At 66.7% G+C, this 21,485-nt stretch carries 19 protein-coding genes and 7 pseudogenes; 7 read left to right on the top strand and 19 right to left on the bottom strand.

The window, feature by feature from the left end; translation table 11 throughout:
- Positions 1-333: 333 nt before the first annotated feature.
- Positions 334-1,428 carry an acyltransferase family protein gene (locus tag FHG66_RS15950; RefSeq protein WP_139078057.1) on the top strand — a complete coding sequence of 365 codons (1,095 nt, stop codon included), beginning with the start codon at positions 334-336 and terminating at the stop codon, positions 1,426-1,428.
- A 117-nt stretch (positions 1,429-1,545) separates the two neighbouring features.
- Here FHG66_RS15950 and FHG66_RS21950 read toward each other — a convergent pair.
- A pseudogene (locus tag FHG66_RS21950) lies at positions 1,546-1,758 on the bottom strand (GNAT family N-acetyltransferase); the annotation flags it as partial.
- Between the two features lie 288 nt (positions 1,759-2,046).
- Between FHG66_RS21950 and FHG66_RS15940 the strand changes: the two are divergent.
- Positions 2,047-2,364 (top strand): hypothetical protein, encoded by a 318-nt coding sequence (locus FHG66_RS15940; RefSeq protein ID WP_139078055.1) that lies wholly within the window; start codon positions 2,047-2,049, stop codon positions 2,362-2,364.
- A 525-nt stretch (positions 2,365-2,889) separates the two neighbouring features.
- Here FHG66_RS15940 and FHG66_RS22635 read toward each other — a convergent pair.
- The 7 genes and pseudogenes from FHG66_RS22635 to FHG66_RS15910 all read right to left on the bottom strand — a co-directional run bounded on the left by FHG66_RS22635 (position 2,890) and on the right by FHG66_RS15910 (position 8,650).
- Positions 2,890-3,174: a hypothetical protein gene (locus FHG66_RS22635; protein WP_218013869.1), complete on the bottom strand. Its 285-nt coding sequence runs from the start codon at positions 3,172-3,174 to the stop codon at positions 2,890-2,892.
- Between the two features lie 127 nt (positions 3,175-3,301).
- Positions 3,302-3,538, bottom strand: a pseudogene (locus tag FHG66_RS22965) (LysE family transporter); the annotation flags it as partial.
- A complete protein-coding gene (locus FHG66_RS15930; protein ID WP_139078054.1) occupies positions 3,535-4,458 on the bottom strand; it encodes a dihydrodipicolinate synthase family protein in 924 nt (307 codons plus the stop codon). The gene FHG66_RS15930 and the pseudogene FHG66_RS22965, both read right to left, overlap by 4 nt.
- Before the next feature lie 263 nt (positions 4,459-4,721).
- Entirely contained in the window at positions 4,722-5,951 is a 1,230-nt protein-coding gene (locus FHG66_RS15925) for an MFS transporter (RefSeq protein WP_176556281.1), read from the bottom strand.
- A gap of 88 nt (positions 5,952-6,039) precedes the next feature.
- On the bottom strand, positions 6,040-6,339 hold the full coding sequence (locus FHG66_RS15920) for an SDR family NAD(P)-dependent oxidoreductase (protein WP_139078052.1): 300 nt from the start codon (positions 6,337-6,339) through the stop codon (positions 6,040-6,042).
- Between the two features lie 70 nt (positions 6,340-6,409).
- Positions 6,410-7,360: an alpha/beta hydrolase family protein gene (locus FHG66_RS15915; protein WP_139078051.1), complete on the bottom strand. Its 951-nt coding sequence runs from the start codon at positions 7,358-7,360 to the stop codon at positions 6,410-6,412.
- Between the two features lie 216 nt (positions 7,361-7,576).
- Entirely contained in the window at positions 7,577-8,650 is a 1,074-nt protein-coding gene (locus tag FHG66_RS15910; protein ID WP_139078050.1) for an AraC family transcriptional regulator, read from the bottom strand.
- Positions 8,651-8,810: 160 nt separating this feature from the next.
- On the opposite strand from FHG66_RS15910, the pseudogene FHG66_RS22960 reads away from it, so the two are divergent.
- A pseudogene (locus FHG66_RS22960) lies at positions 8,811-9,027 on the top strand (transposase); the annotation flags it as partial.
- 164 nt (positions 9,028-9,191) lie between these two features.
- Here the strand turns inward: FHG66_RS22960 and FHG66_RS15900 are convergent.
- Complete coding sequence (locus tag FHG66_RS15900) at positions 9,192-9,521, bottom strand: recombinase family protein (protein WP_246082645.1); 330 nt, start codon at positions 9,519-9,521, stop codon at positions 9,192-9,194.
- A gap of 348 nt (positions 9,522-9,869) precedes the next feature.
- Here FHG66_RS15900 and FHG66_RS15895 point away from each other — a divergent pair.
- Positions 9,870-11,207, top strand: a pseudogene (locus tag FHG66_RS15895) (IS1182 family transposase).
- Between the two features lie 204 nt (positions 11,208-11,411).
- Here the strand turns inward: FHG66_RS15895 and FHG66_RS15890 are convergent.
- The 3 genes and pseudogenes from FHG66_RS15890 to FHG66_RS15875 form a co-directional block, all read right to left on the bottom strand.
- On the bottom strand, positions 11,412-11,825 hold the full coding sequence (locus FHG66_RS15890; RefSeq protein WP_139078049.1) for a GNAT family N-acetyltransferase: 414 nt from the start codon (positions 11,823-11,825) through the stop codon (positions 11,412-11,414).
- Between the two features lie 413 nt (positions 11,826-12,238).
- Positions 12,239-12,737: pseudogene (locus tag FHG66_RS22355) on the bottom strand (IS6 family transposase); the annotation flags it as partial.
- Positions 12,738-12,822: 85 nt separating this feature from the next.
- On the bottom strand, positions 12,823-13,113 hold the full coding sequence (locus FHG66_RS15875; RefSeq protein ID WP_246082644.1) for a cupin domain-containing protein: 291 nt from the start codon (positions 13,111-13,113) through the stop codon (positions 12,823-12,825).
- A gap of 551 nt (positions 13,114-13,664) precedes the next feature.
- Here FHG66_RS15875 and FHG66_RS15865 point away from each other — a divergent pair.
- Positions 13,665-14,258: a TetR/AcrR family transcriptional regulator gene (locus tag FHG66_RS15865; RefSeq protein ID WP_139078047.1), complete on the top strand. Its 594-nt coding sequence runs from the start codon at positions 13,665-13,667 to the stop codon at positions 14,256-14,258.
- Positions 14,259-14,321: 63 nt separating this feature from the next.
- Positions 14,322-14,675 (top strand): GNAT family N-acetyltransferase, encoded by a 354-nt coding sequence (locus tag FHG66_RS22955; RefSeq protein ID WP_425471749.1) that lies wholly within the window; start codon positions 14,322-14,324, stop codon positions 14,673-14,675.
- Between the two features lie 138 nt (positions 14,676-14,813).
- Here FHG66_RS22955 and FHG66_RS22350 read toward each other — a convergent pair whose 3' ends face one another.
- The 3 genes and pseudogenes from FHG66_RS22350 to FHG66_RS15850 all read right to left on the bottom strand — a co-directional run bounded on the left by FHG66_RS22350 (position 14,814) and on the right by FHG66_RS15850 (position 16,935).
- Positions 14,814-14,975, bottom strand: coding sequence for a hypothetical protein (locus FHG66_RS22350; protein WP_246082642.1), 162 nt, complete (start codon positions 14,973-14,975; stop codon positions 14,814-14,816).
- Between the two features lie 26 nt (positions 14,976-15,001).
- Positions 15,002-15,442, bottom strand: a pseudogene (locus tag FHG66_RS22950) (SAM-dependent methyltransferase); the annotation flags it as partial.
- 26 nt (positions 15,443-15,468) lie between these two features.
- The gene (locus FHG66_RS15850) at positions 15,469-16,935 is read right to left on the bottom strand and encodes an MFS transporter (protein ID WP_139078046.1); all 1,467 of its coding nucleotides are present in this window, start codon (positions 16,933-16,935) and stop codon (positions 15,469-15,471) included.
- Between the two features lie 134 nt (positions 16,936-17,069).
- On the opposite strand from FHG66_RS15850, the gene FHG66_RS15845 reads away from it, so the two are divergent.
- Complete coding sequence (locus tag FHG66_RS15845; protein WP_139078045.1) at positions 17,070-17,489, top strand: RrF2 family transcriptional regulator; 420 nt, start codon at positions 17,070-17,072, stop codon at positions 17,487-17,489.
- Positions 17,490-17,609: 120 nt separating this feature from the next.
- On the opposite strand, the gene FHG66_RS15840 is transcribed toward FHG66_RS15845, so the two are convergent.
- From FHG66_RS15840 to FHG66_RS15825, 4 genes and pseudogenes are all read right to left on the bottom strand, one after another.
- Entirely contained in the window at positions 17,610-17,972 is a 363-nt protein-coding gene (locus FHG66_RS15840) for a response regulator (protein ID WP_139078044.1), read from the bottom strand.
- A complete protein-coding gene (locus tag FHG66_RS15835; RefSeq protein ID WP_139078043.1) occupies positions 17,969-19,867 on the bottom strand; it encodes a PAS domain S-box protein in 1,899 nt (632 codons plus the stop codon). The genes FHG66_RS15840 and FHG66_RS15835 overlap by 4 nt, the downstream gene beginning before the upstream one ends.
- A 162-nt stretch (positions 19,868-20,029) precedes the next feature.
- On the bottom strand, positions 20,030-20,464 hold the full coding sequence (gene alaE / locus FHG66_RS15830) for an L-alanine exporter AlaE (protein ID WP_139078042.1): 435 nt from the start codon (positions 20,462-20,464) through the stop codon (positions 20,030-20,032).
- 354 nt (positions 20,465-20,818) lie between these two features.
- Positions 20,819-21,416: pseudogene (locus FHG66_RS15825) on the bottom strand (IS110 family RNA-guided transposase); the annotation flags it as partial.
- Positions 21,417-21,485: the final 69 nt, after the last annotated feature.

Here is a 21,485-nt window from a genome sequence, read left to right as displayed (position 1 = left end):
AACTTGTGCGCCAATCACGAAGCATAAGAAGCATAATGAGAGTAGCGTCGCCGGCGCTAAGCTATCGGCACTGCTGAAAATCCGGTCCAGTCATCCGGCTCACTCCTTTCAAGGCATATCCGTCCGATAAGGCTCTAAGCCCGCTCGTGTCGGTATCCGGTATCGCTTGAAGTGACCCTGTTTGGACGGGCCAAGTGTCCGACAAAGCTGCTCTGCTGGGGTATATCTTATTAAGGTCACGCGCCTACGGACGCCCTCGCTTCGCCAAAAGCCCCTTTACATCTCGTTGCCCAAGTCACTCCTCTACCGCGGTTAACGGAACGAGGAGCAGTGATGACAGGCTCGAAGCAAACGGGGCACCTGCTTGCCCTGGATGGGGCCAGAGGTGTCGCAGCCCTGGCCGTGTTCGCCTACCACCTGACCAGCATGACGGTTGGCGCGCCGGTGCTCCCAGGCGCGTTCCTGGCCGTGGACCTGTTCTTTCTGATGAGCGGGTTCGTCGTGGCCTTGTCCTACGAGAGCCGCCTGCGGTCCGGAGCCCTGTCGTTCCTGAGCTTCGTCAGGGTTCGCATCATCCGCCTCTATCCCCTGTATCTCGCGGCCTGCGGCGTGGGTCTGGCCTACCATGTGAGCAAGCTCGTCCTCGGGACGCCGGACGCCCCATCGCTTGGGACACTCCTGCAGCCCCTGCCACAGGCGGTGCTGCTGCTGCCCAACCCGGCCTCAGCCGACTGGGCGTCGAGCGAGTATCCCTTTGCGCCCTCCGCATGGTCGCTGACGCTGGAGCTTTGGGGAACGATCCTTTACGCGGCCGTCGCGCCCAAGCTGCGCACATGGCACTTGGCGGCACTCGCGGTCGTCGCTGCCGCTGTCCTGGTCCAGCAGGCGCTCGCGTTCAGCACAGTCGATCTTGGCTTCAATCTGCGGACCTTCGCTGGTGGCGCGGCGCGGTTCGGGCTGTCCTTTTCGATGGGCGTTCTTCTGTTCCGGCTGCGGGATCGGATCATGCCCAAGCAGCCGGTGCCGCTCTGGGCGGCGTTGCCTGCCTTTGGCTTCGTGCTGCTGCCTCACGAGGCGATCTGGCTGTCGCTCCTCTGGGTGATGCTGGTGTTCCCGCTAGCACTGATCGCGCTCGCCTCCGCCTCCTATCCGGCGGCGGCGGCCAAGCCCCTGGATCATCTGGGCCGGCTGTCGTTCGGGGTCTACATCCTGCACGCCCCGGCGATGCTGTTCGTGGCAGCTGCCTTCAAGGTGGTCTTGGGCGAGGCTTGGGATGACAACGGGAGCCTGCTTGCGGCGGCGGCGGTGGTGGCGGTGCTCGGGCTCTCCGCAGCCACGACATACCTGTTCGACGAGCCGGTGCGCGCCCGCCTGCGCCCGCGTCGCATCGCGCCTGCAGCGCTGACCAGTGGACTCTCGAGCTCTTAACTGGCCCGGCTTGGCCAGAAAGATGCGGGCGTGGCCGGGCGAATAGTCGGGGATGCGCCCGACCTCCTCATAGCCCAGCCGGGCGTAGAAGCCGGGGGCCTGGAAGCTGTAGGTGTCGAGCCAGACCCTGAGGCAGCTGCGGGCGCGCGCTTCCTCCTCGATGGCCTGCATGAGGCGGGTCCCGACGCCTTGGCCCCGCGCCTCAGGCGCAACGCCCAGCAGGTGGAGGAACAGCCAGCGCTGGGTGATCCGGGCGGTGAGGCCGCCCTGCCAGCGGTCGCCGTCCCAGGCCTCCAACGCGATCTCCTCGGGCGTCTGCTCGGGCAGCATGGAAACGAACAGGCCGTCAGCCTCACCCCGCCGTCAGCGGCAATGGAGAGGTCGAGCGCGTTGCGGGACATGTCCAGCGGACACACGTCCGAGCAGCCTGCATAGCCCGCATAGACCAGCGTCGGCTTCCCACGGGCAGCGTCGCCGCATCTCCCGAGCAGGGGCGCGGCTACGCAGGCAGAATAGTTCGCTTGAGCCAAGACAAGGGTGGGGCAGCGCGCTAAGACTAGAACAAAAGCATAAAGCAAAGCGCATTGGGTGTCCTCTGCGCATAATGGGAGGACGACGATGACGATCAGCATGGACAGAATGTCCACCTGGAATGGCCGGGCCGTGATGCAGCGGCGTTGGGACCTCCTCAGGTCAATGCTGCATTGGCGCACCAAGCGGCGCACGCAGACGGGTACTCACATCGGTCGAACGATTTACGTGGACAGCACGCCCATGCGGGATGCGACACTGATCGGCTGCCGGTTCCAGAACTGCGAACTTGAGGTGTATGGCGAGACGGAGGATTGCCGCCAACTCCAGCACGAATGGTATCGGCCCTTTGCCGATGGTTCAGGCCGAACCTTCATTGCCCGAGGGGCGCACTACTCCCATTGATGGCGTCAGCCGGTCCCAGGCGCTGTTGGGGTCAGTCGAAGATACTGCCAGCCAGCACGCCCGGGAACCTGTGACCGACCCATGATATGAAGGAAGCATCGGCCTGCTTTTCGAGGGCGAACAGCTCATCCAGCTGCGCTTCATAGGTCCGATGCCATTAGCCCTTACGCCCGGGTGGGATGGAGTTCGCCATACCAGGTTCGCCTCCCATCGCATGCCGCAGCTTGTTGGCCCTTCGCAGGAGGCAGTCGTAAGGCTGCTCGGACCGGCTCTGATAAGACAGGCTGTAACAGTGGTAGCAGAGGAAGTAGCGTCCCGCCCCATAGAGCTTGGCCACGCGGCGATGGCAGGGTTTGCCATTTACTTGACCGGGGCAGCGGAAGTAGGGCCGGGCTCCACCCTTGGTGCACGATAACCAGGTGAGCGGAACCGTGTAGTCAGTCGACGCTTTCTCAGTCCTGCCTGGCTTGATGGATATGGATGATTTATACGAAGCTCCGTGACGCTACCCCCCGCGTTGCGGGTCTAGCTTGCTGGCCGCCGCGCGAGCAGCAGCCCCACACCTAGCAGGACCATCGCTCCGCCCGAGACCTCGCGCAGGCGGTGCACCAAATTGGGCCGGGCCGACAGGCCCGAGTGCACGCGCCCGGCGATGGCGGCCACGATCAGGTCGGCCCCGGTGTTCAACGTGACCGAGATCACGCCCAGGAGGATGAACTGAAGCGCCACATGGCCCTCGCCCACGTCCACGAACTGTGGCAGGAATGCGAGGGAGAACGCGGCCGTCTTGGGGTTCAGCGCCTCGACCACGATCCCCCCCGGAAGGCGCGCTGCGCGCCCACGGGTGGGTGGGCTCCAGGCCCCTGGCGATGGCCTGCGCGTCCCGGCGTGCGGCCATGATCGTGCGGACCCCCAACCACACGAGGTAGGCCGTGCCGATGAGCTTGAGAGCCGTGAACAGCTCCGCGCTGGCCAGCACCAGAGCCGACACGCCGACGGCTCCGGCCGTCACGTGCACAAGCCCGCCCAGGCCCGTGCCGAAGCTCGACGCGACGCCTTCGGCGCGCCCGCCCGAAAGGGTGCGGGCGACGACGTGGAAGATGCCCGGCTCCGGCGTGGCCGCGAGCAGGAGGGCGGCAGCGAAGAACAGGGCGAACTGGCCGGGGTCGATCATGGGGCACTATGAATGGAGGTTGGGAGTGAGAGCGTCGCGAGCCGGTCCAGCGCCTCGCCGAGGCGCGCCCGGACCTCCGGCCCGATTGGCAGGAGCGGACGCGGCGGCTCGAAGGCGCCTAGGCCCAAGACGTCGGCCAAGGCGTACATGACGCGGAAGCTGCCCCACTGGCGAAAGAGCGACCAGAGCGGCTGGAAAGCGTCGTCGACCCGGCGTGCGTCCTCGGCGTCCCCTGCCTGCGCGGCCCGCGCGAGCCGGAGCGCGGGCGCGGGCAGCAGCCCAGCCACCACGCTGAACCAGGCGTTGCTGCCCGCCAGGAGCGCGTTGGCCGCGCCCCAATCGCCGCTGTGGCCGATGGCAAAGCTCGCAGGCACCATGGCACGAATGCGGCCGAGCTCGCCCGCGTAGTCGCCGTCCGCAGGTAAGGGCATCTTCACCGCCGCGACGCCGGGCACCTGGGCCAGCTCGGCGATGAGGTTGGGGGAGAAGGTGAAGCGGGTCGTGGTCGGGTTGTTGTAGAGACACAAGGGCAGCCCTGTCGCCTCGGTAACGGCCAGGACGTGCTGGTAGACCTCGCCGTCCGTTAGCGGCTGGTAGGACATGGGGGCCAGGAGCAACCCGTCAGCCCCGGCCTCCTCGGCGTCTCGGGCCAGCTCCTGCGCCTCATCGGTGCGGAGCGCGCCCACGCCCACGACGACCGGGGTCTGCCCCCCGAGGCTCTCGACGGCAGCCTCGACAGTACGCCGCCGCTCGGACCGGGACAGGTAGGGGTAGGCCCCTGTGCTGCCCAAAAGGCCCACGGAGTCTGCGCCCGCCTTGCGGATGCGCTCCAGCAGGAGACAAAGGGCCTCGGTCTGCACCTGACCCGCGGCGCCGGCCGGCGTGAGAGGGAAGGCCGAGAGGCCGTGGAACAGGGTCATAGCCGGTGTCCTATGCTAATAGGCCCCTGCCTAAGCGGGACGAGGCCGCAACACCACAAGCGGGATGGACGCGCGCCAACTGTGACGCCTGTGAAGACTGCCCAACCCTGCCCCGCCAGCGAGATGGGCCGCGAGGCGCGGCGCTGGCCCTGAGTGTCTCGCTCGATGCCATCGAGGTACTCTCGCCGGGCGAGCGCTACCTCATGGCCAAACTGCTTGATTGCATCGCGTATCGCGAGCCGCCGCTGAAATAAGGCCGACCGTCATGCCAGCGCTGGCCGGTCCCTTTCGCGCAGAGCCGCCGTCGCCAGCGCAACCCCCAAGGCGAACTGCAGGACGGCCAGCGCCGCGAACGCCCCACGCAGGTCGAAGGCGGCGAGGAGCGATCCCGTGAGGAGCGGCGAAGCGAACTGGCCGCCGAACAGGGCTACCGTCATAAGAGCCGAGGCGCGTCCCCGCGACGCGGCTGGAACCGCGGCCATGAGAGTAGCCATGTGGTTGGGAATGGCGGGACCCATGCCGAGCCCCACCAGGGCCACGCCGAGCGCCATCACGGTCACACTTGGGGCCACAGCGAGGACCTCCATCCCGAGCCCCATCACACTCCAGGACAGCGCAAAGATCGTCATGGCCGAGACCTGCCGGCGCATCCGGCCATACGCCAACGCGCCAGGCAGCGCTGTCAGGGTCACGAGCGCGGAGACGACGCCGATCAGGAGCGGGTCGGTGAGCCCGACCTCGCCCAGCAGGAACGGCAGCCGCGTGGGAATGGCATAGAAGGTGGCGACGAGCAGAAAGGCCAGCGTGCCCACGAAGCTTGCCACGCGCCAGGGGAAGGGCTCGGCTCTGGAGTCCGCGACGTCCGCGTTGCCCGCGACTGCGCGGGCCGCAACGCCGCGGCTCCGGGCGTAAGGTGCGAGCGCCCAGAGCGCGAGCAGCGTCACCGGCACGACCAGCAGGTAAGTGGCAAACGCGCCGCGCCAGTGCAGAGCGGCGAGCGCGCCGCCAAGGAGGATGACCACGACGCCCCCGGCCGAGGTCGCCGCGCCTTGCCACCCCAGGAAGCGGGTGCGAGCCGCCCCTAGCCACAAGTCGGCGCTCCAGGTCGTGGCCAGCACCATGGTCCCGGCAAGGCCAACGCCTAAGACAAGGCGGCCGACCAAGAGACCCGTGAGGCCGTCGACCCAGAGCCCGGAGGTGCCGCCGATCGCGTAAAGCAGCCCCGAGGCCAGCAGAAGGCGTTGGCGGTCAGCCCGGTCGGCAAGCCAGCCCATCAGGGACGCCGTCAGCACCACCGCGAGGGAGGGCAGCGTCACGACGAGGCCCGCCAGCGTTTCTATGCCGGGCATACCTGCGTAATGGTTGCGCAGGCCCGGAAGGGACGGGGAGATGGTGGCATTGGCCATCACCGTCATGGCGGCCAGCAGGAGCACGGCCGCGGTGACGAGGGGCCCGGGGGGTGAGGCAGGCGAGCGGATAGAGTGGTCTGACATCAGAAGATCCTCGGAGGAGCGCCTTGGCGCCGTGGGGGGGCCTCGGGGACCCGCTCGGGCCCCTCGGCGTCTCATGCTGCAGCCGGGGCTAGCGCGCCGCAGGCTGCTGGGTCGGCTGAAGGCTCTCGCGGGGCAACTCCACGGCGGCTTTGGTGGCGCAGTCGGTGCCGATCAGCGGAAACGGCACGGGCCCTATGCTGCTCGACACGCCCAGGATGTGACCTTGGCCTTGCGCGTGCAGGCCGGGAAGCGCGGCTTGGATCACGCGGATCGTGCTAAACACATCGGCCTCGACGATCGCGCGCACCTCGTCGGATGGATCCTTGATGGTGCGCCGCTGCTGTGAGCTGCATGGAGGTCCAGATCTCAGCGAGGCCGTCCGGCGCAATCGCCGATAGCGCCATCCATGTTGCGGGACGTGCTAACGGTTCAACGGTGCGTCGTCCGGGCTTTCCGCCTCAGCGGCTTTCGACGCGGCCCTGCGCACTCGGATTGTCCCTCAAGGTCGACTGAAACGCGTCCCAGCTCCCGTCGTCGGCCTCGAGCGCCGTGCGAAGGTAAGCGACAGTCGCCTCGGCCACAAACAGCACGCGCTCGGGACTATCGTCAGTGGTCTCGTTGGTGTCGTAGCCGGAGATGCCGCCGAAGATGTGCTCGCCGTCGAACACGGTGAGCAGGGACTTCGGCCCGGGGCTCTTGTAGAAGGCGTCGGCGCGCCACTGGTCACGGTCCGAGAAGTTCGGGTTCTTGTCCTTATCGCCGTTCACCACCAGGGCATCCCGCGTCATCGTCGAGAAGTCAGTCCCCTTGAACACGGGGTAGTGCTGGGCGGCGAAGTCGGCGAGGTCGCCTTGCCCAGGGGCGCCGAACAGGACGAAGGCCTTGATGCGGGGCTCCTCCATCCTGACCACCGTGCCGTCGTCGGGGTCCGTCACGCTCATCCCCGCGAGCATGGCCGCCGTGTGCCCGCCCATCGAGTGGCCTACGACCGCGATGCGGTCTTTGGCGAGGCGCCCGGCCAAGCCCGGCACCGCTGCCTCGATCTCGTCGAGGTGGTCGATAATGAAGTGCATGTCGGCGGCGCGCGACCTCCAGAAGAGCTGCCGGTCGGAGCCGGTCACCTCGACGGCCAAGGCCTTCGAGTTCTGGTGCGTAGGCTGGATCACCACGAAGCCTTGGGCGGCGTAGTAGTCGACGAGCGGCCCGTAGCCCCGCATCGAGGACAAGAAGTTGGACCGTCCGTGGCCATGGGACAACAGGATGATGGGCAGGTGGTCGCCCTTGGCAGGGGCCGACACTCTCATCTGCAAGTCGACCTCGCGGCCAGGCACTGGGAGCGTCACCGGACCGTACGACGTGACCGGGTTGGACTGGAAGGCGAGCGTCGCCGCGGCGGTTTGCGTGTGCATTGGTCTCTCCTCGAAGCGGTTGGATCGTGGCATGCGTCGTCACTGGCCGCTCGCGGGCCGGTCTCGTCCTTCTGGGCGGGAACGATCCTTGAGCAGGCATCGGACGGGCCGCCTCTCAGGCGGCGTAGAGGAGAGATATCATCGCGCCCCTTCGGCGCCCTGGCGGAACGCGCCAATCAAGTGGCAGGTCGCGCCAAGCATATGCCACGTGGCGCGCTAATGCAGCAGCGCCGGGAACGTGTGACCCTGCGCCCCGACCCCGTTGATGGCCCGCCAGTGGCTCGGGGTCGTGCCCTCCCACTCCCGGAAGCCGCGGTGAAAGGAGCTGGTGTCCTGGTACCCCAGGAGGCACGCCACCTCGTCCAAGCCCATCGACGGGTCCGACAGAAGCTGGCGGCCCAGTTCTCCCCGGGCCTCCGCGAGGAGCGTCCGGAACGTCGTTCCCTCATCGGTGATGCGACGCTGGAGCGTGCGCTCGCTCAGACCCAGCTCGCGCGCGACCGCAGCCACCTCAGGGCGGCCGCTGGCCAGGGCCCGCTTGAGGACAACCTTAACCTGCTCAGCCAAAGTGCTACCGGCGCGCAGCTCGCCCAAGGCGGCTGCCAGCGCCGGCGTCAGGAGGTCAAGGAACTCCCGGTTGTGCCCCGGGAAAGGGCGGTCGAGGTCCGAGGAGCGCAGCACCAGCGTGTTGCGCGGCGCGTTCCAGCGGATCGGGCAGCCAAAATGGGTACGATGCGCGTGCCCCCCTGGGTCGGGCCGCTCGTAATCGATGCGCAGAGGCACGATAGGATGCCCAGTGCCGCGGCGGCCAAGCTCTAGAAGGTACGCAAAGCTCATGTCGATCAGGAGCGCGGGCTCAGGCTCGCTGGCGTGCGGCCAGTCTTTGGACACCGCGAACTCGCCGTGCCGCTCGTCGAACCGGAACAGCTCGCAGGCGCCCAGACCCTTGAAGCGGGCCACGCGTGAGACCGCGTCGCGGTAGTCCGCGGCGTAGCAGGCCGCCAGGAAGGCGGGCTGGTGGCCCGCCTCGTCGGAGGCCTCGAGCAACCGGAAGGCGAAGCCCAGGTCGCCTGAGAGCGCCTCCACAGCTTGCCAGATGGCAAACATCTGGGCCGTGGTGAGGAGGCCCGTGCCGCCGAGGTGCAGCGTCGCGGGCAGGCGCGCCTGACGCAGCACTGCCGCGGGCCGCAGGCCGAGGTGGTCGAGCGAGCGCCAGAACGCCTGAGGAACCTTGAGGCGGTCCACAGGGAGGCCAGCTGGCGCGGCCGTCTTTGCTGATCGTTCCGACATGGCATCCTCCCGTGTTGTGGAGGTGCCTTTAGCATCAGCGGTGGGACATTGCATTCGCACATGGCGCCAGTCGGCTCGCCAACGGCGCCAAACCTGATCCGCCCGGATTGAAGTGATCCGCCCTATATCGAAGCTCTTCGAGCTGAGGAGGACGGATCAGATGGCGAAGAGGCACAAGCCCGAGGAGATCGTCGCGAAGCTACGGCAGGTGGACGGGATGACCTCGCAAAGCATCATCGTAGGCGATGTTGTGAGATCCATGGAGTTACGGAAGTCACCTACTACCGCTGACAGCAGGAATACGGCGGACTGAAGTCCGACCAGGTGCGCCGATGAAAGCGCTGGAGCTCGGGAACCAGCGGCTGCGCAAGGCCCTGCCTGGTTGAGCGCCCGGCTCAGTGATGAACTTCTGAACAGGGAGATCTTCTACAGCCTGGGCCAACCCGGCCTTCGCGTCGCCCCCTTGCTCACCGCCGTTCTGCATCGTCTCCCGTGGACGGAGGGATGAGCGGGCAGTAAAACCAGTATCGACCACTGACCCTTAGCTAAGCCAGAAGCGCCTCGAGTTCTTTGACGAACGGCGCCAGCTCTTCACCAGAAGACACCAATGGCAGCGATGCAGGTTTAGATGATCGTTTGGCGCCCCAGATGCGGCTTCGATCCCTTCCCTGGTGCGTTCCGAGATCCGCTCTCGCTCGAACTGTGCGATGGAAGCGAAGACGTGGAACACGAGCCGGCCTGCAGGCGTGGTGGTGTCAATGTCTTCAGCCAGTGAGCGGAAGCCTGCGCCCTTGGTCTGGATGGCGTCTACGATCTCCAGGAGGTCCTTGAGCGAGCGTGCCAGGCGGTCGTACTTGGTGACCACCACCACGTCGCCTTCGCGGAGCTGGTCGAGGAGGCGGTCAAGCTCGGGGCGGTGCCGGTGACCGTGTCGGCGGAGGTGCGCTCGCAGCCGGCCACGGCCAGGGCGTCGCGCTACGCGTCGAGGTTCTGGTCGCACGTCGAGACACGCGCGTAGCCCAGGATCATGGGCAGAACCCTCCCACAACTCTTGAAGTTCTGGGCTAGAGTTAAGTCCTTGATCCGGCCTGGCACGCCAGCATGGGACGAAAACGACCGATACCGGTGAAAAAGGCCGCCCGTCACACCTGGTGAGCCCGTCGTTGATGACGGCCTCCTCCTGTGATTCACTTCCTCTAAGCAGATCGGAGGGCGGGCGATGATGGGTCGGCTGGCAGCTCAGGAGCAGCTCTTCTACTAGTTCCGCCTCGAGAACCACGTTCCGGCCGACCACCTGCTCAGGCGAATAGACGGGCTTCTCGACTTCGACCTCCTCCGGCCCCGATTTGCCGCGCTCTACAGCCCGATCGGTCGCCCCTCCATCGACCCCGAGCTGATGATCCGCATGCTTCTGGTGGGCTATCTGTACAGCATCCGCTCGGAGACGCGGCTCTGCGAGGAGGTCCACCTCAACCTGGCCTACCGCTGGTTTTGCCGACTGGGGCTGGAGGGCCGTGTGCCCGACCGGTCGAGCTTCTCGAAGAACCGGCATGGACGCTTCGCAAAGGGTGACGTGCTGCGGGCGGTGTTCGATATGGTGGTCCGCCGGTGCATGGAAGCGGGTCTCGTTGGGGGCGAAGGGGCCTTGGTCGACGGCAGCACCGTCGAGGCTGACGCCAGCCGGCACAGGCGGGCGGCGCCGGACGAGGTTGCGGAAGCCTGGGCTGAGCCTGGCGCGGTAACGCGACCGGTGCAGGCCTACCTTGATCAGCTTGAGGCGGAGGCCGCCGAGCCGCGCGAAGGACCGCAGCACAAGCCACCCAAGACTGTCTCCCTGACAGACCCTCAGGCCGCCTGGTCCGTAAAGGATGGACCCGGGCGTTTCGAGCCTCGAGACCAACTACCTCGTCGACGACCGCCATGCCATCATCGTGGATGTGGAGGCCACGCCGGCTCGGCTCAGCCAGGAGATCGTCGCCGCCAAAGCCATGCTGGAGCGCAGCCGCGGAGCCCTCGGGTTCGCGCCGCAAAGCTTGGCCGCCGACAAGAGCTATGGGACTGCTCCAGTCCTGTCCTGGCTGACCGATCGTCAGCTCACGCCCTATATTCCGGTCCTTGACCGCACGGCGCAGACGGACGGCAAGCTCGGTCGGGAGGCCTTCGCCTATGACGCCGAGCGCGACAGCTTCATCTGCGCTCAAGGCCACGAGCTCACCTTCCGAAGCGTGACCAAGGACACCGGGGTCAGGCGCTACAAGGCGGCAGCTTCAGCTTGCGGATCTTGCCCGAAGAAGCCGCTCTGCACCGACGCGCCGTTCCGCACGCTGGTGCGCCTCGAAGGCGAAGAAGTCCGGGATGGCGCGCTCTTGCAGGGACCGAGGCTTTCCAGGTCGCGCGGACCCGCCGGCGCAAGGTCGAGATGCTGTTTGCGCATCTCAAACGGCACCTGAAGATCCGTCGCATGCGCCTTCGAGGGCTCGCGGGTGCGGCCGAGGAGTTCCTCCTCGCCGCCACCGCCCAGAACCTCAGGCGCCTTGCCAAGCTCGCGCCGGCCTGAAGAGCCTTGGGTCGACGCAAGCTTCGGCAAACTACGACGGGGAACCTCAGCGAAGCGGATCGCCGTGGCTGACCAGGCCATCCGTAGAAAAGCCACAGCCTTCTTCACCGGTATCGGTCGTTTGTGGCTTGGGTCCTGGGTAGTGGCAGCAACTTCCGCCCCTCATTTCTGCAGACAGCTACGTGCTCGGCCGACGTCGGATGCTCACCGACCGAGCCACTGGGCCATGCCGATTGACGCTGGCGCGGTAGGCTCGAAGCCGTGCTGGGCATAGAGGCGGTCGGCCGGCCCGTCCGCGATGAGGCTGACGTAGGCCTCGGCAGGAGCCAGGCGCCGAAGCTGCTCCATGAGGCCGCCGACGATGGCGTGGCCCAGGCCACGGCCTTGGTGCTCGGGTTCTACGGCAACGTCCACGACTTGGTAGCAGAGCCCATCCCCGATCGCCCGTCCCATGCCGACGGCGCGACCATCATGCCTCACAACAATGGCGACGACAGTATTAGGAAGGCCGGCAGCGGCGGCGGCCGCACTTCGCGGGGTCAGGCCAGCCACGGCTCGCAGCCGGCAGTAGTCCTCAACGGGCGGCACCTCGATGTGCCGCGTGTAGCTCTCGTCCATGTCACGCCCCTCGTGCCGCGCCCTTTATCGATCAAGCGGATCGCGCATCACACATAAATTCAGCACGGCTAAGCCGCAAACGATCAGCCAGTTGCCCCTCCATGTATCCAGATAGCTGCGTGAGCCAAGACGACCGAAGAGTCGAGCTACCGGTTAGGGTTCCCTGCCCTACCCTCTTCGACGAAGGTCAAGAAGATCTTCGTCGGTCACAGTCAGTCCTCGTTCCTTGAGGGCGCTAAGAATGAAGGCCCGCATCGTCATGTCGGCATGCGCGGCCAAACGCTGTAGTTCCCGCCGCTGGCTCTTTCGAAGACCGAAAGAGAACTGGACAATTGGCTCGGCTGCTAGGATGTCTCAACCGGTATTGGTCGTGGTGATGTAGGCTGGAAGTTCTGCGTCGGCAGTGTTGTTGGATACTGGACCTGCCGGTGTTGCGCGTCCTTGGGCAGGCGGCCTTCCTTATTCAGGGCTGCGATGGCCGGCCCGTAGCACCCGGCTTTGTCGGTGTTGATCACTCTGGGGCGCTCCGAGGCTCTCAGCCCACGCAGCACCTTGCTCAGGAAACGCTTAGCTGCCTTCGTGTTGCGTGTCGGCGAGAGATGGAAGTCGATGGTGTTCCCGCGCGTGTTAAATGCTGCGGTAGAGGTAGACCCGGCGGCCTCGCACCTTCACGTTTGTCTCGTCCACGCGCCAGCTGGTCGAGCGTGGCCGGCGCCAGGACCACCGAAGGCGCTTCTCGATCTCGGGCGCGTAGCGCTGCGTCCATCTGGTGATCGTCGTGTGGTCGACCGCGACGCCGCGCTCTTCGAGCATCTCCTCCGGTTCGCGGGTGCTCACCCCTTACTTGCAGTACCCTCGCACGGCCCACAGGATGATCTGTCCCTCGAAGTGCCGTCCCTTGAAGTCGGTTATCGGCCTGCCATCGCCCTCTTCCTCTAGGCCCGATCACCTAGTCCGCTGAGGTTTGCAACGGAGCCGCCGCGTGAGACGGTTGAACCTACGCAAGCTGCTCCTGCAGCGACCGCGTCCGGTCCGTGTGGACGTCGCCCGTGTGCTTTGTCGTAACCGTCTCGATAAGGACGATCCAGCACTCCTCGTCGGCGACGGGGTTGTGCCTAACGCCACGAGGGACTGTCAGGAAGTCGCCTTCGCCGAGTTCGACCGCATGGTCCTCGAACTCGATGCGCAGCCTGCCGCGCATGACAAGGAACAGCTCGTCCTCATCGGCGTGCGCGTGCCAGGCAAGCTGGCCCTTCAGCTTGGCCACCTTGATGTACTGATCGTTCACGCGGCCGACCACCTTGGGCGACCAAAGGCTCGGTGATCTGATCGAACGAGGACAGCAGGTGCGTAGAAGTCAGCATCAAGGGGGCATCTCCTCTGGTTTAACCCATTTGTCGTCTGAAGCCTGGTCCCGTCAACAAAGCCAACCCTTTGGCGGCTGACCCACTCATCCCTGTGGCGGTGCCCTCCATCGCCGGGAGCGTCCTGCGGGTCCGCTGCTGGCGCCCTTTGCTGAGGCTCATCCCCACATGCGCCTGGATGTCATGGTCACCGACGAGGAACTCGACATCGTCGCCGAGGGCTACGACGCGGGCGTGCGGCTCGGCGAGGCGGTCGAACGCGACATGATCGCCGTGCGGGCGTCAGGGGCCCGCCAGCTGGCCGCTGCCAAGCCCGATCCTGAGGACGCGCAGCCGTGGAACGCCGCGGCACCCAAAGCAACAGGCCAAGCCAATCGCAGGCCAATCCTTCTGTTCTCGTCGCCTCGAACAACGCCAACCCGAACCTCTGAAGAAAGTACTGAACGACCGGTCTATTATCCGTCATACGACGCCCATGAGCCAGTCAGCCTCGCAAGACACGCTCGATGTTCGTCAAAGTATCCTTGGAACTGGGCAGCGCATCATGGCCGGCAAGAGCTTCTCCGCGGTTGGCCTCAACGAGATCCTAGCAGGGGCCGGGGTGCCGAAGGGATCGTTCTACCATTGCTTCGGCTCCAAGGACGCATTTGCCGATGCGATGCTCGCGGCCTCCTTCGAAGACTACCTGGCCGACCTTGACGAGACGCTGCGCCGGCACGGCCTAACCATGGCGCAGCGCCTAATGACCTACTTCGTAGCTTGGCAGGAGACCCAGTCCCTCCTTGAGCGCCAAGGCAAGTGTCTCGCCGTGAAGCTGGGCGCCGAGGTCGTAGACCTGTCCGAAGCTATGCGCGTGGCCCTGAAGCAAGGCATATCCGGGATCATCCAACGCTTGAGGGCGGCCATCGAGACTGGCGTCGCAGAAGGGTCCCTGTCGATCGATGGGGATCCAGACCAAGTAGCCCATAGCCTCTATCAACTGGCGCCGCACAGAGCGCCGGCTCTCAGGGTGGACAACATGGATGATGCAATCCTCGCAAGCCAGGGCTCGTCCGAGGCCTCGCCTTAGCGCTTCAGGCCTATTGGAGAGAGCGACCTCGCGCTGTTAGCCTGCTGGCGCGCCGCTCCGCACGTGGTCGAGTGGTGGGGCGTCGCGGACGGGCCGGAGGAGCTTGCCGAGGACGGCGTGGTCAAGTGGATTGTAGAGTTCGACGGTCGGCCCTTCGCGTTCGCGCAAGACTACGACCCGCACGCTTGGGACGGCCATCACTTCGCCCACCTTCCGCCGGGCTCGCGCGGCCTCGACCAGTTCATCGGCGAGGCAGACATGCTGGGCCGCGGCCATGGTTCGGCGTTCGGCGCCAGCACGTCGGGTGCTTGTTCGCTGCCGGTGCACCGGCTGTGGGCACGGACCCACATCCCCGGAATGCGCGAGCCATCCGCGCCTATGAGAAGGCGGGCTTCCGGGTCGTCGGTGGCCCGGTGACGACGCCATGGGGCGAGGCGATCCTGATGGAGTGCTGCCGCCCGAAGAGCGATGGCACCCCGTCTCAGCGCACCCAAGGAGAGGTGCGCCAATCGTGATCGGCGCACGGGTAAGCGCCTCGGCGGCTTGCCTTCAGGCTTACGTCTCTCGCCTGAGCGCGAGGACGGTGTCCTTGACCGTCGCCACTTGCCCGCCCGGGCCGGTGGCCTCGCGTTCGGTACCGCCCACGAACACCCGCTTCCAGGCGCCCTCATCAAGGGCGAGTTCGGCCAGGGCTTCCTCGGGCGAGAGGTAGGCCAATCGGGCGGGGCGCTCGACCAGGGCGAGCGTGAGCCGTGGGTCGCAATCAGGAGAAGGCCCCCAGGTGCCACCGCCTCAGCTGCGCGCCGCAGGATCATGGGCCGCGCGAAGCCCTCGACGGGCGACTCCAGGAACATGGCTGAGACGAGGTCGAAGCGGCCTGAGGGGAAGCTCTGCCCGAGATCGTGAGGCTCGACGCGCACGCGCCCAGCCACACCCGCGGCTTGGGCGTTCGCCTCAACGATGGCCAGCGCCGAGGCGGAGATGTCCACCGCCAACAACTTCCAGCCCCGATGTGCGAGCCAGACCGAGTCGTCGCCCTTGCCACAGCCCAGGTCCAGCGCACGCCCGGGGGTCAGCCCTTCTGCGAAGCATGCAAGTGCTGCGCTGGGGCGTCCAGACGTGACAGGCGAGGCGTTCCGGTAGCGATCTTCCCAGAACCGCTCCGATGGAGATGGATCGTCCATGCTGGTCTTCCTGCTCGTGCCTGTGTTCATGCCTGCGTCCGCACGGGCCGCCTCGTCGCGAGAAGCCCCAGGGCCAAGACGGCGTAGATCGCCGCAGGATAGGCCGCGGCAGCGGCTCCCGCGGCGGCGTAGGCGTCAGACCCACTCTCCTCCCCAAGCCGAGCGAAGAAGATCTGCCCCACAAGCGCGATACCCAAGACGGATCCCAACTGCTGCATGGCCTGGAGCGCGCCCGACCCTGCCCCCGCGCTCTCGGCCGGCACCGTGGCCAACACGGCCCCAAAGAGAGCGGACGCTGCCAAGCCCATGCCGACTCCTGCGGCGAAAAGGGAAGGCAGGAGTCCCAAGGGCGCGATGGCCCCGCCCGCGACGCGCAGGCTGACGAGGAGCGTGCCCATGCCGCCTGCAAGGAGGAGCGCACCCAAGACAACGCGGCCCGTGGACTCGCCTGTCACCCACCGCGCCAGCACCACCGACGCCATCACACCCAAAGGAAAGGGTAATGTCGTCAAGCCCGAGGCGAGCGGCGTGAGCCCCAGCCCCGACTGGAGGAGAAGCGCCAAAACGAGGAACAGCCCCGGGATGCCGCTGAAGAAGAGGGTCACGAGGGCGAGGCCGCGCAGGAAGCTCGGGCGCCCGAGCAGCGCGGCTGGGAGGAGTTGCGCGAACCCCCGGGACGCCTGCCGGCGCTCCCACAACGCGAAGATCACGGCAAGGACGAGGGCCAGGACCATCATGACCCAGCCCCACCACGGCCATCCCCAGCTGCGCCCCTCCACCAGCGGTAACACCAGCAGAACCATGACCGCGCCGGACAGGGCTACGCCCAGGCCGTCCACGCTTCGGCCGCCTATCCCGCCGCGCGCACCGTCCCCAGGCAGGAGCCGCGCGCCTGCAAGGAGTGCCACGAGGCCAAGGGGAACATTGATCAGGAATACACTCCGCCAGCCGGTGCTCCAGGCATCAAGGCCGAGCAGGAGCCCGCCCGCGAGTGGGCCCGCGACCGACGCGGCCGAGCCCACCACAAAGGTGAGCTGGAGCGCTTGCGCCTTTTCCTCGGGCGGGAAGATCACGTGGATGATGGCCAGCACCTGCGGCACCATCATAGCCGCCGCCGCACCCTGGAGGGCGCGGGCGGCGATGAGCGCCTCTGCGGAAGGGGCCAACCCGCAAAGGAGCGAGGCGCCCGTGAAACCTGCAAGGCCCAGGAGGAACACGCGCCGCCGCCCAAGCGTGTCTCCAAAGCGGCCAAAGGGCAAAAGAAGCGCGGCGAAGGGGAGGAGGTAGGCAGCCGACACCCACTGGAGCTGCGTCGAGGTGGCCCCGAGCCCCACTTGGATCGAGGGCAGTGCCACGTTCACGATGGTGACGTCGGCGATGTTCATGAAGAAGGCCACAAGCAGCACCGAGGCCACGGCCCAGCGGCGGGGATGGACACCTGCCGAGACGGCAGGGATGGAAGCCGAGGGGGCAGGCAGGGCGGCGCTGGACATGGCGGACTCCAGATTGCTCGAAAGAGGTCAACCAAACTCATGTTGCACTATATGCAACGTGACATCAGCGACGTCAACAGTCATGTGTCACCAAAGCGCACGTGAGCGTCCCGTGCGTAGCCGATGGAGAGTTCATGCGCCGCGACAGCCGCCTCCCTCGCGTGCTCCACGCCCTTCTCCATCTTGGCCAAGCGGCAGGTCCGCTCACCTCCGAGGTGTTGGCGGGGATGCTGGGCACCGACTCGGCCGTGGTGCGGCGCACCATGGCTGGCCTCAGGGAGGGGGGTCTGGTCATCTCCGCCAAGGGGCATGGGGGCGGCTGGCAACTCGCCCGGCCGCTCAGAGAGATCACGCTGCTGCGGGTCTACGAGGCCCTGGGCACGCCGCCTCTCCTAGCGCTTGAGTTGCCCTCCGGCGATCCGACCTGCCTGCTGGAGCGCGCCGCCAACGGGGCCGCGCGCGCAGCCATGGCCGACGCACAGGCCGCCTTCACCGCCCGCCTTGACACGACAACGCTGGCCGACCTCGCCCGGGATGCGGAGGTGGCCGCCTAAGGAAAGCCAGTTGACGTTGTTGAGCTTAAGAATCGGGAGAGTGCAGTAATCGTGCAGACTGTGTGAAAAGCCACCGCATCTCAAAGGAAAGCAACGGGCCTTTGAAGAGGCCGTGTTCCTTCAGCGGAACAGGTCCTTCGCACAGCGTGCGCGATCAACCGGCTTCTCGCAAAACGGGATGTCGGCGTAGCGCTCGGGGATGGCGCTGCGGTCGTAGCCGGACGCGAAGATGACCGGCACGCCACGCGCCTGCAAGGCATCGACGACCGCGTAGACCAGATCGCCTTGTAGGTTGATGTCCAGCATAGCCCCGTCCAGCCGCTCGGTTTGTTTGATCAGCTCCAAGGCTTTCCGAGGGGTCGCCGCGGGCCCGACGACCTCCGCCCCCGCGGACCCGAAGGCGGCCGCGACGTCATCGGCGATGATGAAGTCGTCCTCCACGAGGAGGATGCGCCGGCCGGCGAGGGCCTGATCTGGGTTCATCCAGCGTGTCTCCCGTCCTGGCCTGGTCGGTCGAGCGGCAGGTCTATGGTGCAGCGGATCTCCGTCGGCTCCACCACATAGGTGGTCTGGGCGTCGAGCGTGAACGGCAACGCGCGTTCGATGAGCCGCCGCCCATAGCCGCCGCCCTGTCGGATCGTCGAGGCGCCTTGGGCTGAGGGGAGCAGATCCTCTTCCCGCCATTCGATCAGGAGCCACCGCCCGCCTTTGTCCTGCCGCACCTGCCACTCGACACCGAGCCGGCCACCGCCGTCTGACAAGGCCCCATACTTGCGGGCGTTGGTCGTCAGCTCATGCAGCACCAGCGCGAGGATCTGCACAATGGTGGGCCGGATGCGGACGGTCGGTCCGTCGAGCCGGATCCCGTCGCCCTTGGTCGCGCCCATGGCGTCGAGCTCGAGCTGGAGGAGTGCGCGCAGGGTGACGGGCTCCTGCTCCGCGCGGGACAGCAGGTCCTGAACCCGCGACAGGGCGGCCAGGCGTTGGTGGAATTCTTCGCGAAACGCGTCGGTCGGCCCCGTATGCGCCATGATCTGGGTCGCGATCGAGCTCACCACCCCGATGAGGTTGCGCGTGCGGTGCTGAAGCTCGTTCACCATCACGGCCTGGCGCTCCTGAAGCTCCTTCAGGACATGCACCTCGTTGGTGGTTCCGAGCCACTCGACGTGGCCGTTTCCGCTGTCGAGCATGGGATGGGCGCGGGTCTGGTGCCACAGCCAGGCGCCATCCTTCGCGCGTCGGACCCTGAATTCGACGTCGAGACCGCCATGCTCGCGGGCCTCGAACCAGGCCACCCGCGCGCGAGCGCGGTCGTCGGGGTGGACCACGTCCAGCCACCCCTGGCCGCGGCTCTGCTCCTGGCTCTGTCCGGTGAAGTCCAGCCACTGCGGGCTGGCCCAGATCCAGTCACCGGTGTCTCGGGCCCGCCAGATGAGTTGCGGGATGTTCTGCATGAGCGTGCGCAGCCGCTCGTCAGCCTCCCGCCGCTCGGTCACGTCCTGGCCGATCTTGAGGAACCCCCGGGGCTCCCCCTGGGCATCATGCAAGCGCCAGACCGAGCCTTCGATGAAGACGCGCGCGCCGTCCTTGCGCAAGTGCCAGCGCACGTTGGGAGCATGGCCCTCGCGCCGCGCCGTCTCGTTCTCCCATTCGGGCCGGCCGGCCTCCCGGTCCTCCGGCGTGAAGAGGATGGCGGCCGGTTGTCCGATCGCTTCCTGCGCGCTCCAGCCGAACACGGCCTCGGCCCCGGGCAGCCAGTCGATGATGCGGTCCTCGTTGTCGGTGGTCAGGATGGCGTAGTCGGTCGCGGTCTCCACCGTGAGCCGGAAGCGCTCCTCGCTGGTCCGTAGTGCTGCGACCTTGTGCAGGCGGTCGATCACCGGGCCGAGGATGATGGCGTAGGTGCGCAGGAACTCGATGTCGTGCTGGTCAAAGTCGCGGGGCACGGTGTCGTCGAGCTGGAGAAGGCCATAGGCCCGCTGCCCCGGCAAGACGATGGGCACGTTCACGAGGGCCACCACGCCCGCGTCCGTCAGGAAGTCGGGCAGGCCGAAGCGCGTCTCCGTGCGGATGTCTTGCGTGATGACGGGCTCGCCCGCCTTGATGGCGTAGGTTTCGGAGGAGTGCTCGTCCATGGGCAGGTGAACATGACCCACGACGTCCGGCGCCCAGCCCACGCCGGCGCGCACCAGCAGGCTCTGGCCTCCGGCCTCGATCTCCAGCACCTTGGCCCGCTCGGTGCCGAGCGCCTCGCCCACCAGACGGCAGGCCTCGGTCAGCACCGCGTCGAGGTCCTCGGATTGCAACGCGACGCTGCCGAAGTCGGCCAGCACCTTCTGCTGCTTGAGCAGGACGTCCGCGGGGTCGTCGCTGGGCATCCGCCGTCACTCTCCGAGCTACCGCCCTGACGGGCCGATCCCATAACGGACAGGGCGAACTCTGGGTCCACGCGATCCATCTCACCGCAACGATCCCCGGATCTTGCCGAACCTGACGTCCTTTGCGGACCTCTTGTTTTGACCGCGAGGCGCGGCGCGGCTTCAGCTTTGCAGGCTCATGGGCCGTTCGCCCCCGGGCGGCAGGCCAAAGCAGGAGCGCACCCAGTCGAGCCACAGGCCGTAAGGCCGACCCGAGACCAGCATGATGACGGTCACCCCGAGGCAGCCTTGGACGACCTCGGCGCCCTCGGCTCCGCCGGCCACCAGGATGGCGGCATAGATCGGCACCTGGAAGCTGACCAAGGCAATCGTGTCCCAAACGAGTTGCGAGCGCCGGCCCTCCCCAGCGAACCGGCCCAGCACCCAGCCCCGCCATAGCCCGTAGGGCCGTGCGGTGAGCACCATGAGGGCGGCGCCAATGCCGCGCGACCGTGCCACCTCGTCCCAGTCCATGCCTGCGACGAAGCGCTCGTTCAGCACCCCTGTGCTCGTGAAGAATACGAGAAGGGCTAAGGTGTCGGCGAGGAAAGAGCGCATCCCGCCACGCTCAACTCGATCAGCCGTCCAGTCAACAAGCGTGGCACTGGAAGCGGCGGTGCGCTAATCGAGGACTGGTGCGTATATCAAGAATTCTGTTCTCTAATGGGGCAAGATCTGATGGCTCAGTTCTGAGCGGGCCTATGCCCTTGGGCGCCTGCGTTCTCTGCGTGCTTGAGTGGCACTTGATGGGGTCAGCTGGGTGCAGGGCGGCTTGGTTGAAGACGCAGTCGGCCGACGAGATTGGCCGCATGCTACAGAATTCGCGCCGTCGTCTGCTCCCTCCCTCGGGCGTTGCTCCCGCTCGGGAGCTCGGTGCGGCCTCCTGTCTGGGGTACGGGCGAAGATCGAAGGTCAGGTTGGCTGGAACTCGGTGCCGTGCCGAAGCATGGCATGCATGATGATGGCGAGCCGGCGCGCGAGCGCGACCCTCGCCTTGCGCATGTTCGATCGCTTGGCGATGGCGAAGGCCCACGTCTTCAGCTTCAGCTCGCCCTTGTGTATCGGGTCAGCATGACGTTGGCGGCCTCGTAAAGCAGGGTTCGTACGCGCCGGTCGCCAGCCTTGGAGATGCTGCCGGTGTAGTCGAACTCGCCTGACTGGTATCGGCGCGGCACCAAGCCAAGGGTGGCGCCGAGATCGCGTGAGCGGCGAAAGGACTCGGATCGTCAATGGCGGCGGTGAAGGCGAGCGCGGTCAGCTGGCCCACGCCCGGAATGGTCATGAGGCGGCGGCAGGCATCAGAGGCGCGCACGAGCCGCTTCATGTCGGCGTCGATGGCCGCGACCGCCCCGAGCACCGCGTCTCGCGCCGCGAGGAGGCCGCGCATGGCGGCAGACAGACCAATGATGCCGTTGCTCATGGTGATCACCTGGTGGACGAACGCGGAGCTCAGTCCGCGAGGCAGTCGGACGCCAAACGCCACGGCCAGCCCGCGGATCTGGTTCTCGATCTGGCCTGCCCCAATCGGGTGGTCCGGGTTCAGACTTAGTGCATGACCGGCTTGGGCGCTACGACTGGG

The organism is Rubellimicrobium rubrum (assembly GCF_006152115.1).
GTDB lineage: Bacteria > Pseudomonadota > Alphaproteobacteria > Rhodobacterales > Rhodobacteraceae > Rubellimicrobium > Rubellimicrobium rubrum.
This window is presented reverse-complemented; position numbering and strand designations above follow the sequence as displayed.